General features: G+C 55.5%; 9 protein-coding genes. 3 read left to right on the top strand and 6 right to left on the bottom strand.

Annotation, left to right across the window (positions count from 1 at the left end):
• The first annotated feature begins 136 nt into the window (after nucleotides 1-136).
• On the top strand, nucleotides 137-2,395 hold the full coding sequence (locus VZP09_RS22325) for a TonB-dependent siderophore receptor (protein ID WP_004177845.1): 2,259 nt from the start codon (nucleotides 137-139) through the stop codon (nucleotides 2,393-2,395).
• A 263-nt stretch (nucleotides 2,396-2,658) separates the two neighbouring features.
• On the opposite strand, the gene VZP09_RS22330 is transcribed toward VZP09_RS22325, so the two are convergent.
• The 3 genes from VZP09_RS22330 to VZP09_RS22340 form a co-directional block, all read right to left on the bottom strand.
• Entirely contained in the window at nucleotides 2,659-3,027 is a 369-nt protein-coding gene (locus tag VZP09_RS22330) for a helix-turn-helix transcriptional regulator (protein WP_328795414.1), read from the bottom strand.
• A 33-nt stretch (nucleotides 3,028-3,060) separates the two neighbouring features.
• The gene (locus tag VZP09_RS22335) at nucleotides 3,061-4,821 is read right to left on the bottom strand and encodes a tannase/feruloyl esterase family alpha/beta hydrolase (protein ID WP_087847633.1); all 1,761 of its coding nucleotides are present in this window, start codon (nucleotides 4,819-4,821) and stop codon (nucleotides 3,061-3,063) included.
• 373 nt (nucleotides 4,822-5,194) lie between these two features.
• Nucleotides 5,195-5,425 carry a potassium:proton antiporter gene (locus VZP09_RS22340; RefSeq protein WP_004192625.1) on the bottom strand — a complete coding sequence of 77 codons (231 nt, stop codon included), beginning with the start codon at nucleotides 5,423-5,425 and terminating at the stop codon, nucleotides 5,195-5,197.
• Nucleotides 5,426-5,446: 21 nt separating this feature from the next.
• On the opposite strand from VZP09_RS22340, the gene bamA reads away from it, so the two are divergent.
• Complete coding sequence (gene bamA / locus VZP09_RS22345; protein WP_048332284.1) at nucleotides 5,447-7,870, top strand: outer membrane protein assembly factor BamA; 2,424 nt, start codon at nucleotides 5,447-5,449, stop codon at nucleotides 7,868-7,870.
• A 551-nt stretch (nucleotides 7,871-8,421) separates the two neighbouring features.
• On the top strand, nucleotides 8,422-8,775 hold the full coding sequence (gene iraM, locus VZP09_RS22350; protein WP_002885039.1) for an anti-adapter protein IraM: 354 nt from the start codon (nucleotides 8,422-8,424) through the stop codon (nucleotides 8,773-8,775).
• 38 nt (nucleotides 8,776-8,813) lie between these two features.
• On the opposite strand, the gene VZP09_RS22355 is transcribed toward iraM, so the two are convergent.
• From VZP09_RS22355 to VZP09_RS22365, 3 genes are read right to left on the bottom strand one after another with little or no spacing between them, the layout of a single operon-like run.
• Entirely contained in the window at nucleotides 8,814-9,575 is a 762-nt protein-coding gene (locus tag VZP09_RS22355) for an inositol monophosphatase family protein (RefSeq protein ID WP_048332285.1), read from the bottom strand.
• 10 nt (nucleotides 9,576-9,585) lie between these two features.
• On the bottom strand, nucleotides 9,586-10,599 hold the full coding sequence (locus VZP09_RS22360; protein ID WP_002885046.1) for a LacI family DNA-binding transcriptional regulator: 1,014 nt from the start codon (nucleotides 10,597-10,599) through the stop codon (nucleotides 9,586-9,588).
• Nucleotides 10,596-11,366, bottom strand: a complete 771-nt coding sequence (locus tag VZP09_RS22365; RefSeq protein ID WP_002885048.1) for an MBL fold metallo-hydrolase — start codon at nucleotides 11,364-11,366, stop codon at nucleotides 10,596-10,598. The genes VZP09_RS22360 and VZP09_RS22365 overlap by 4 nt, the downstream gene beginning before the upstream one ends.
• Nucleotides 11,367-11,492 lie beyond the last annotated feature (126 nt).

An 11,492-nucleotide genomic window follows, 5' to 3' on the forward strand; every position in this document is an offset into this window, starting at 1 on the left:
TTATTCCCATGACTATCGGGAAGGGGCTGACCTACGCCAAAATCTGGCGAGGCGCAGAGGCGAGTATTTTATCCCATTGTTTTTTCAATTGGGGAAGGCGTTATGCCCGACAGCAACAGAAAACAGGGCATATTCTATGAAATACACGTCTCACTTCCCGCTGGGGATCGTCATTCCTCTGCTCGCCTGTAGCGTGCCGCTGCAGGCGGCAGAGAACATGACCGAACAATCGACGCCTGACGAGAGCGCCGCCACTGCCGAAAATCACGAGGAGACGATGGTCATAACCGCCGCCAGGCAGAACCTGCAGGCGCCGGGCGTGTCGACCATCACCGCAGAAGAGATCCGCAAACATCCCCCCGCCCGCGATGTGTCGGAGTTAATTCGTACGCAGCCCGGGGTAAACCTGACCGGCAACTCTACCAGCGGGCAGCGCGGCAACAACCGGCAAATTGATATCCGTGGCATGGGGCCCGAGAATACGCTGGTGCTGGTCGATGGTAAACCGGTGACCAGCCGTAACTCGGTGCGGTATGGCTGGCGCGGCGATCGTGACTCCCGCGGCGATACCAGTTGGGTGCCAGCGGAGATGATCGATCATATCGATGTGATCCGCGGCCCGGCGGCGGCGCGCTATGGTAATGGCGCGATGGGCGGGGTCGTCAACATCGTGACCAAACCGACCACGCGAGAATGGCACGGGTCGTGGAATACCTATATGAATGCTCCGCAGCACCGTAAAGAAGGGGCGACGAAACGTACTAACTTTAGCCTCAATGGTCCGCTGTCGGACAGTGTCAGCTTCAATCTCTGGGGTAATCTGAGTAAAACCCAGGCCGATGCACAGGATATTAACGCCGGGCATGAAGCGGAACGTACCGGTTCCTACGCCGGTTCTTATCCCGCCGGACGTGAAGGGGTGGTGAACAAAGATATTCACAGTAAGCTGCGCTGGGAGTTTGCCCCGATGCAGGCCCTGGAGTTTGAGGCCGGTTACAGCCGCCAGGGTAATCTCTATGCTGGCGACACACAAAACACCAATACCAGTACGCTGGTGAAGAGTATGTACGGGAAAGAGACCAACCGTCTCTACCGGCAAACTTACGGCGTAACATGGACCGGCGGCTGGGATAATGGCGTGACCAGCAACAGCTATGCCCAGTACGAACACACCCGTAACTCGCGAATGGATGAAGGGCTGGCGGGCGGTACGGAAGGGATCTTCTCCAGTAGCGAGTTTTCAGATATCGATCTGGCCGATGTCCTGCTACATAGTGAAGTGAATATTCCGTTTACGCTGGGGGTCGATCAGAATCTGACGCTGGGGACAGAATGGAATCAGCAGCGGATGAAAGATGGCGTATCGACAACCCAGGCGCTCTCTTACGGCACTATCGATGGCGTATCGGCTACCGGTCGTAGCCCGTACTCCAGCGCCGAGATCTTCTCGCTGTTTACCGAAGATAATATGGCGCTAACGGACAGCACCATGCTGACACCCGCTCTGCGCTTCGATCATCACAGCATCGTCGGCAATAACTGGAGCCCCTCACTGAACCTGTCTCAGGAGCTGACGGACGACTGGACGCTGAAGCTGGGCATTGCCCGTGCTTACAAGGCGCCTAACCTCTACCAGTTGAACCCGAACTATATTCTCTACAGCAACGGTCAAGGCTGTTACGCCAGTAGTTCCGCCTGCTATCTGATGGGGAATAGCGATCTGAAAGCGGAGACCAGCGTTAATAAAGAGATTGGTCTTGAGTACAAGCATGATGGCTATCAGGCGGGGATCACCTGGTTCCGTAACGACTATCACAATAAGATTGAGTCAGGGTATGCGGCGGTGGGTACCGCCAGCAACGGCACCACCAATATCTATCAGTGGGAAAACGTACCAAAGGCGTTAGTGGAAGGCCTGGAAGGAACGCTGAATCTGCCGGTGGGGGAGGCGGTTAACTGGAGCAATAACCTGACCTGGATGCTGCAGAGCAAGAATAAGACGACCGGCGACCGGCTGTCAGTGATCCCGCAGTTTACCCTGAACTCGACCCTAAGCTGGCAGGTTCGTGAAGATCTCTCCCTGCAGAGCACCTTTACCTGGTATGGCCGACAGAAACCAAAACGCTTCAATTATAAGGGCGAGGCGGTCAGCGGCAGCGAACTAAACGAAGTCAGCCCATACAGCATTGTCGGCCTCAGTGCGACCTGGGATGTGAACAAAAATCTGAGCTTCACCAGCGGGATAGATAACCTGTTTGATATCCGCCACTACCGGGCAGGGAATGCGCAAACGACCGGCAACGCGACGACGGGAGCTTATCTGTATGGCGCGGGTGCCGAGACCTATAACGAGTCGGGGCGGACCTTCTTTATGAGCGTTAATACTCATTTCTGATGATCCTGATGAGGAGTAAACCGGGTGCAACGCGACCCGGTTTTTTTATTTCAGATGACAGCGGAGGAGGCGGTTATAAATCGTGACAAAATCTTCACGCCCTCTACATTATTAGCTCAACATATCCTTTTATACTGATTTCCGTCGCGCAAGGTCGTTGATCCCGACCGGGTTCGATAATAGCATCCTGCTATTTCCCTTCTGTAATATCCCCTGTCCCCCTTCCATTCCCAACCGCAGCGATGCGGAGGAGGGGGACCTCCTTATTTTTGCCGCGTGATCTGATAGCGATACTGAGTGGGCGTGAGCGCATGATATTTTTTGAAGGTACGATTAAACGCACTGAGATCGTCATAACCGACCATCATACAAATATCGACGATTCGGTAACCAGGCGTCGTCAGCGATAAACGGCGACACAGCGACATGCGCTGCTGGCGGATATATTCCATTGGCGAACGATCAAAATAATGACGGAAGAGCCGAAACAAATGCCAGGGGGAATAACCAGAGATATCGCTCAGATCGTCGACGGTCAGTTTCTTATCCAGATTATTATCGATCCACAAGAGCAGGTCGCTTAATACCGATTGCTGGAGCGTTTTGCTACGCATAATTGCGGCCAATCCCATAACGCAGGGCTCCTCAGTGAGGAGCCCTGGGGTTTATTGAACAGTGAGTGTGCCGTGGCGAACCTGATAATTTTTTTGATTATCAGGGCCAATATAGTCGCTGGCGGGTTTTGCCAGCTGCAGATGACCAAAGGCGGTAGTTTGCTCTGCATGATAATTTTCGCCGTCATTCACGTCGCCGCGCCCGTTATAACGGGCAATAGCCGGGAAGGGATACACCGGACGAGTCGCGATAACAGCTGGAGCAGCGTCAGCGTAAGGCTGACTGACTTTCTGCACGCCGTGAAACTGCGTTTGCGCATCTGGTTTTTCTGTCATCGGCGGCAGGTCGGCAGCGGCTGTTGCCCGTTTGCCGGCCATGATCTCCTGCGGCGCGATGCCTTCCTCGGTCCAGCGCATCAGCGGGGTAAGGAGATCAATTTGATCGTAACCTTCGCCATTACCGCAATGGGCTACCCCAGGCAGCAGGAATAACCGCAGGAAGGTATCCGTTGCGGCATGGCCCATCTCTGCTTCTACGCCGCGATAATAGGCGATAGAAAAGGCCGGGCTGACGGAGTCATCGGCCAGACCGTGCCAGAGGATAAGCTTGCCGCCGCGCTGTTGATAGGCATGAAGATTGGTATTTGCCGCGTTATAGAGCGGCGCCAGTTGGGCGACGGCGTCAAAATTCTGCTGGTTAAGCGGGAAATCCCGCATCGATTGGATCTTCTGTTTTTCTCCTGGCAGGAGCACGGATTGCAGAGCCGGTAGTACCATCATTTCCGACATTGAGTGGCCGGTCGGCGTCTCGGGCACCGGCCAGCGTAGCTCGGAACCCAGCGGCAGACCGCCCGCGACGAACTGGGCGCCGTGGCTGTCGTAAGCCCCGCGGTAGAGCTTTTTCACCACCTCGATCTCTTCCTGCGTCAGGCAGGTAGAACGGTCCTGAGCATCGGCAGGACAGCGGGGGAGCCATGACTCAGAGAACTGACAGGCATACGGATTTTGCAGGACACCATCCTGCACGCCGGAAAGCGTCGGGCAGTGAGCCAGCACGGCCTGGTGAATCAGAGGAAGGCGATTTTTCAGCAGGATAGCGGTACCGTCCGGGCGCTGATTGGCGGCCACATTCCAGCCGTGGAAGAAGGAGTTCTGAAACTGGAAAAAGGCCGCTGGCGCGCCAGCGCTGATACCGTCAAAATCCTGCGGAAAGCGCTGCGCTTCCATCAATGCTTCGCGACCGCCGTCTGAGCAGCCCATAAAGTAGGCATACTTTGGCGGCTGGCGGTAAAGCGTCTGCATCACCGCTTTGGCCAGCACGGCGGTCAGGTGGTTGGCGCGCCAGGCAAAATCGATGCGCTTTTGCGGATCTTCGGCCCATGACGCATCCATCATACTGCCATGGTGCCCCATATCGGTTGCTGCCACCACAAACTCGCCGTTCATTGCCGGCAGGCAGCCGCTGGCATTCGACAGACTCAGGTTAATACTCCCGCACAGTCCGCCACAGCCGACCTGCAAAAAACGTTGACTCCAGCGTTGGGTCGGCAGGGCAATCTGCACGCCAATCTCAGGGGCGATAGTGGCGCTCACCTTGCACCAGCTTCCCTGCGCGGAGGTCTGCATTTCAGTGTGGTTGATAGTGACCTTTGCGCCAACGGCCGCGCTGAAGTCGGTAGTGCTTAGCGCATCGCATGTCAGCGCGGGAAGAACGATCGGCAGACTGGCGACAGCCTGCGTGGGTGAAGCGAACGATAACCCGAAGAGGGCGCAGAGGATGATGGGCAAGATTGTCTTGAGTAAGCGTGTCATACGCAGTTCCCTGTGGCTGATGATGGGAGGCGGCAGGATGGCGAAACCTATGCCTCACCTTCCCTGGCGAGGCGCCACTGCTTGGCTATTGTAGATAACGATAGACTTTCCTTGATGCCTTGATAAGGCGACCCTACTGTATTCTGCTATTTTGAGGAAAATATGGAGATGTTTGCCAACGGCGTCTGGCGGTGAATTCGGGGTAGAATGTTGTGATATCAGTTGCATAATTTATTCAATTTCTCTTCATTAAATCTGCTGGGTTGCAGGTTATTTTTCTCCCTGTTCCTGGTGATCCCAGAGAGCATCATTCCTAACGAGATCCTTCCCCCTTTCCATTAATAAGAAAGGGGGCTTTTTATTAATAAAACGTTCAGGCAAATCTAAATATAGTACTGGTGTTGGCCATTAGAACCATGCGCTTCAGAAAAAGTTCCATCATTAAATATATTTTTAAAGATGCTTTAACATCCATTTTTTCTCCATTTTGTCGCCATAATTGCATGTAATTCTGCGCCTCGCTCAGGTTATTTTCTGTCGCATATTTTAGAGATGCATCCTGAACAAATAAGCTCAACGCCAGCAGGACACTGCTATTGCTCATTATCTCGTAGACGACACATTCATGTTAAAAAAGACTCATATCATCAGCGGATTATTGATCGCCCCTTTAACGTTATATGCCGCAACATCATATCAAGTTGATGATATCCGTTTTGAAGGGCTACAGCGCGTGACCGTCGGGGCGGCGCTATTAAGTATGCCATTGCACGCGGGAGATGCGGTGACGCCAGAAGATGTCAGCGAGGCAGTGCGCGCGCTGTATGCGAGCGGCAATTTCGAAAATGTGCAGATCCTGCGCGATGGGAAAACGCTGGTGGTGCAGGTTAAGGAACGGCCCACTATTGCCAGCGTCAGTTTTTCCGGGAATAAGGCAGTGAAGGATGATGCGCTAAAGGAAAATCTCACCGCGTCCGGTATTTCTGCAGGTAGTGCACTGGATCGAAATTCGCTTAGCGAAATAGAAAAGGGGTTGCAGGATTTCTATTACAGCGCGGGGAAATACAGTGCGCAGGTTCACGCGGTGGTGACCCCGTTACCGCGTAATCGCGTTGACTTAACGTTCGTTTTTCAGGAAGGCATCTCGGCGAAAATCGCACAAATAAACATTATCGGTAATCAGGCGTTTCGGGAAGAGACGCTCCTGGACCAGCTTCAGCTACGTGATAATGTGCCGTGGTGGAACGTGGTAGCCGATAAAAAATACCAGAAGCAGAAGCTGGAAGCCGATCTGGAAACGCTGCGCAGTTTTTATCTCGATCGCGGCTATGCGCGCTTTGCTATCGAGTCCACGCAGGTCAGTATGACGCCAGATAAAAAATCCCTGTATATCACTATCGCCCTCAATGAAGGCGAACGTTATCGGGTCGACCGAACTCAGGTGACAGGCGATCTGGCTCAGCATGGGCCGGAGATCGAGGCGCTTGCCCAGCCGCTGGCGGGGGCATGGTATAGCGGGGCGCAAGTCACCACGGTTGAAAATGAGATCAAAAAGCACTTTGGTAAGTATGGTTATGCCTGGCCGCAGGTGACGTCCACGCCGGAAATCGATGATGCGCATCACCGCGTGGTGCTGCATATTCAGGTCAACGCGGGCCGCCGCTACTCGGTACGCCAGATCCGCTTTTCCGGTAACGACACCTCCCGGGACGCGGTGCTGCGTCGTGAAATGCGCCAAATGGAAGGGGCGTGGCTCAACAACGAAAAAGTCGATCAAGGGAAGGTACGTCTTGATCGAACGGGTTTTTTTGAGAACGTTGAACAGCAGATCGTTCCGGTCAATGGAACGGCGGATCAGGTCGATGTGGTCTACAAGGTGAAGGAGCGCAACACCGGCTCATTCAATGTGGGCCTGGGATTTGGTACGGACAGCGGCGTGAGCTATCAGCTTGGCGTGACGCAGGATAACTGGCTGGGAACGGGTAATAGCGTTAGCTTCAACGGGACGCGCAACAGCTACCAGTCTTATCTTGAACTGGGGGCGACGAACCCGTGGTTTACCGTAGATGGCATCAGCCTGGGCGGAAAGATTTTTTATAACAGCTATGATGCTTCTGATGCGGATGCCGGGAGCTATAACCAGCAGAGCTATGGTTTAGGTAGTACGCTAGGGTTTCCCATTAGCGAAAATAACTCCCTGAACCTGGGACTGGATTATGTCCATAATCGCCTGACCAATATGGATCCGGAGCTGACGACCTGGCGCTACCTCAGCTCTCGGGGAATCGAGCCCAGCGTGGTGACGAAAGATGGCGACAGCGGCGCAAAATATAGCGCCAACGATTATTTTGTGAGTCTTGGATGGGGCTACAACGATCTCGATCGCGGCTTCTTCCCGCGTGCGGGAAACAAGAGCAGCCTGAGCGGTAAAGTGACGCTCCCCGGTTCGGATAATAGCTACTACAAACTCTCTTTTGACACCGCCCAGTATCTGCCGCTGAGCGAGAACAAGCGCTGGGTCTGGATGGAACGCCTGCGCGCAGGCTATGCCGGCGGGTTAGACGGCAAAAGTGTGCCGTTCTACGATAACTTTTACGCTGGCGGTTCGTCGTCAGTGCGCGGATTTTCTTCTAACACCATTGGGCCTAAAGCGGCCTATTACCGCTGTAACGGTAGCGAAAGCAGCTATAGCGCCTGCCCGCTGGACGCCTCGTCTGATGCGGTCGGCGGGAATGCCATGGGGGTGCTGAACAGCGAATTTATCATTCCAACCCCCTTTGTGAATGATAAGTACGCCGATAGTCTGCGAACCTCGCTGTTTGTTGACGCGGGGACGGTCTGGAGTACATCCTGGCACAACACCGCGCAGACGCTGGCGGCAGGGATCCCTGACTACGGCGATCCGAGTCATATTCGTCTCTCCGCGGGGATTGCCGTGCAGTGGATGTCTCCCCTCGGTCCACTGGTCTTCTCCTGGGCAGAGCCGTTTAAAAAGTACGATGGTGATAAAGCAGAACAGTTTCAGTTTAATATCGGCAAAACCTGGTAGGGCTCCAACGGGGCCTGATAGACCGGCGTGGCTATATTCTGTGGACTGTCCTCCGATATAGCGATTGAGCAGAATATACTCAACCGCTATGTCGATATTATCGCTAAGGAATACGATCTGGCGGGACACCCGCGACATTTACCCGAGCGCGGTCTGAGGGCCTCGCGGACCTGGTGGCGTACGACGAGGTAACCGCGCAATAAATAGCTGCCTGCTACTATCCTCTCTTCTTGCCAAACCGCGGGTAATACTCAGCGCTGCATCATCTAATACCAATGACTGAGGCCTCATCCAGAGGGACTAAGACGTATTGTAAATTAAGTTTATATTATCTTATTTTTTATTATATTTTCTTTTTTAAGGGTAATTTGGCTGTTTTTCATCAGGCCTAACCATAAATTTAGAGAGGGAAATGAAACGTTACTAATAATGGAGTATGTCGTTAGGAATTGCCTTAAATCACATAATTGTCAGGGGTGCTTGCGATTTATAACAATGAATGCTATCACTATATATTGCAATAATTTGTAGCATCTTTATAAGGAAGGAATATGAAATGGACTATTCTTAATACCCTGATCTGCCCGCAATCTGGTATCGCCTTCTCGGCTATATCCAGTCTGCGTTTCTTGAAATTTATCATGTGGTACGAGGCTGATGTAATCCTGTTGCCCGGTGAGTCGATAAGACTCTATTCCTCGAGAGTTTTAATTAATGACCAGTATCATTCATTAAAAATCTATAATATTACGGTGTACGACGAGGCGCAGTGGGAAAAATTACGTGAGCGACCATCGTGCCCTTACCATGCCGGTGGCGAGCGGTCTGACTCCTGTTTTTACCAGTCCTTTTGCACGATTAAGCGTTGCCCGAATAATATTCCCCGCAGTGAACCCTGGCGTTAGCCAGTCCACGCCGCCGGTCAGACACCGGCGGCGTGACGTCATTTCGCCAGCAGGGCGGCCAGTCGAGGCTGGACGCTTGCGCAGCCGGCCAGCACGAGGTTGCCTCGCCGCAGGCCCGCATTGGCGAGAAACGCATTGCACGTTCCGCCCGCCTCCTCAATCAATAGCATGCCTGCCAGCGCATCCCAGCTGTTCATATGCGCTTCATAATAGGCGTGGAGCTGACCGGCGGCGACATGCGCCAGCATCAGGGCGCCCGCGCCAAAACGGCGATACTCCAGACCGGCGTCGAGCAGCGTGTCGATGGCCCGGGCGTAGTCGCTGGCCGGGGCCCGGCTGGAGCGCCCCATGCCGATCACCACCGCATCGGGCTCCGGCTCGCGTAGCGTCAGGCGCCGACCGTTGAGATACGCGCCTTCGCCGCGGGCGGCGAAGAAAAATTCATCGCGATCGGGGGCGTAAATGATGCCGAGCGACAGCTCGCCCTGGCACACTCGCGCCAGTGAGATGCACCAGTAATCCATGCCGAGGATAAAGTTGGTGGTGCCATCGACAGGATCCAGCACCCAGACGGTCTGGTCGTCGCCTTCAAAACCGCTCTCCTCGCCGAGGAAACCCTCCTCGGGAAAGTGGGCCTGCAGCCAGCCTTTAATCTCTTGTTCTACCCCGAGATCCGCCTGCGACACAAAGTCCTGGCGCGCTTTTTTATCGACCTGTAATCCCGCATCGCGCAGCGCCTGGGCGTGGGCGCCTGCCTGGCGAATCAAGGCGCATAATGACTCTCGTTGTGCTTCCGTCATAGTCCTGCTCTCAGATAACAAAGGGCGACGTGCGCCGGTGAATTAAGGTTACCTCCACCCAGGTGGTGCGTGAAGGTTGCGAAGGGTCGGCGGCGCGCTCCAGAAGCCGGGCGAGCGCCTGGCGGGCGATCGCCGCCACATCCTGATGTAGCGTGGTGAGCTGATAGCTATATTGCGCGGTCGTCGGCGTGTTATCAAAACCAATCAGCTGAAAATCCGCCGGAGCCTCTCTGCCGCGCTGGCGCATTCCATCGAGAAAGCCACAGGCAAGCTGGGCGTTGGCGCAGAAGATCCCCTCCAGCGCCTCGTCGGCGAGCGCCGCAGCCTGTAACCCGCCCGCGTAACCTTCTTGCTGACAGGCGAGGATCGCCAGGTGGCGTTCGACGTCCACTCCGCGCGTTTGCAGCGCCCGGCCGAACGCTTCCCCGCGCATGCGGCCGGCCCAGGTGGAAGGATGGTGGTTGAGCCAGCCAAAGCGCTGACAGCCGCTGCGCAGCAGCTGGTCGGCGGCCAGTTCGGCGCCGGCGGCGTTGTCAGAACAAACGTAATCCACGCCGGGGATCGTCGGCTGTCGATTAATGCCCACGACCGGAATATGCTGCTGGACGCACTCGTTCACCAGCGCCTCCGGCGGCTGGCCGGAGGTGACGATAACGCCGGAGACGCGAAACTGAGCGAAACGGCGCAAGGTCTGCGCCAGATCCTGCTCGCTGTGGATCTCGCTCACCAGCGCCTGAAAGCCTTGGCGCTGGATCTCGTTAAGCAGCGCATCAAGCAGGGTACTGCGAAAAGGATCGCTGATGCGCGAGACGATCACGCCGATTAAGTGGCTGCGCTGGCGGTTCAGCCCCTGGGCGAGGAAGTTAACCTGATACCCCAGCTCTTCGGCGGCGCGCAGTACCCGCGCCCGGGCGTCGGGAGAGATGCTGCCGTTGTTGCTCAACGCCCGGGACACCACTGCCCGGGAGACGCCCGCTCGCCGGGCAACATCCTGGGCGGTGACGCTGGGTTTGCGTGGGTTCATAGGAGGTACGTCTCGTCAGTGGGCGTGGGACGCGGCAGCGTTAAGGTGAGTCCATCCCGGGAAACGAATAAGCCCGGCCACGGCTGACAGGCCTGCTTTAGCGCCGACAGGGAAGCATCCTCGCAGTGATAGAGCCCCATCGCCGGGAGCTGCAGCGTTCTGAACAGCATCAGGCAGGAGGGGAAATCGCCATGCGAGGCGTCATCGTCCAGGGCTGCTACCGAGGCGCACTCCTGAAACGCCAGCCCGGCGCCGGCCATCAGGGCTATCGAGTCGGCGGTCGGTCGGCCATCGCCGCTGTAAAACAGCGTCTGCCCGGCAATGGTGATGCGGATGGCGCGATTACTCAGCTCATGCTGGGTGGGGGCAGTGCGGATCTGCCAGTCCTGCCACGTCCAGGCTTCGCGGCATTCCTGCCAGTCGATGGTGAAACCAAGGTCCGCCTGCGGCCAGTTCGCCAGCGCGGCCAGCTGCATGAGCACCGGCTGCTGCGCCGGCTGGCAGTAGATAATGACTGGCTTCTGACGGGAATAACTTTTCCAGTGGTTCAGTAGCGCCGTCAGGCCGGTGCAGTGGTCCGGGTGAACGTGGGTGAAGTAGATCGCGTCGATATCGTTGACCTCGCCGCCGCGCTGCCAGAGCGCGCGGGGAACGGTGGGGCCGCAGTCGATTAACCACTGTTTGTTGTCCGCATCGATCACCCGCAGCGCGGAGGTATTTTGCGTGCAGGAAAAGGCGCTCCCGCAGCCAAGCACATCTATTTTCATTTACCCTCGCCAAAATTTTTTGCCGCTTAATTAAATTGTCATAAATACCCGACAAAGTAGGCTCACATCATGTCGAGTCAACGTTGCATTTTTTTTACAGCCAAATGAACACGTGTTCACCTTGCT

Source organism: Klebsiella sp. EMBS2024 (assembly GCF_036233805.1).
GTDB lineage: Bacteria > Pseudomonadota > Gammaproteobacteria > Enterobacterales > Enterobacteriaceae > Klebsiella > Klebsiella pneumoniae.

Excerpts from the sequence above, each read along its gene's own strand:
- VZP09_RS22325 (WP_004177845.1), top strand. The coding sequence starts at position 137 with ATGAAATACACGTCTCACTTCCCGCTGGGGATCGTCATTCCTCTGCTC.
- VZP09_RS22330 (WP_328795414.1), bottom strand. The coding sequence starts at position 3,027 with ATGGGATTGGCCGCAATTATGCGTAGCAAAACGCTCCAGCAATCGGTA.
- VZP09_RS22335 (WP_087847633.1), bottom strand. The coding sequence starts at position 4,821 with ATGACACGCTTACTCAAGACAATCTTGCCCATCATCCTCTGCGCCCTC.
- VZP09_RS22340 (WP_004192625.1), bottom strand. The coding sequence starts at position 5,425 with ATGAGCAATAGCAGTGTCCTGCTGGCGTTGAGCTTATTTGTTCAGGAT.
- bamA (WP_048332284.1), top strand. The coding sequence starts at position 5,447 with ATGTTAAAAAAGACTCATATCATCAGCGGATTATTGATCGCCCCTTTA.
- iraM (WP_002885039.1), top strand. The coding sequence starts at position 8,422 with ATGAAATGGACTATTCTTAATACCCTGATCTGCCCGCAATCTGGTATC.
- VZP09_RS22355 (WP_048332285.1), bottom strand. The coding sequence starts at position 9,575 with ATGACGGAAGCACAACGAGAGTCATTATGCGCCTTGATTCGCCAGGCA.
- VZP09_RS22360 (WP_002885046.1), bottom strand. The coding sequence starts at position 10,599 with ATGAACCCACGCAAACCCAGCGTCACCGCCCAGGATGTTGCCCGGCGA.
- VZP09_RS22365 (WP_002885048.1), bottom strand. The coding sequence starts at position 11,366 with ATGAAAATAGATGTGCTTGGCTGCGGGAGCGCCTTTTCCTGCACGCAA.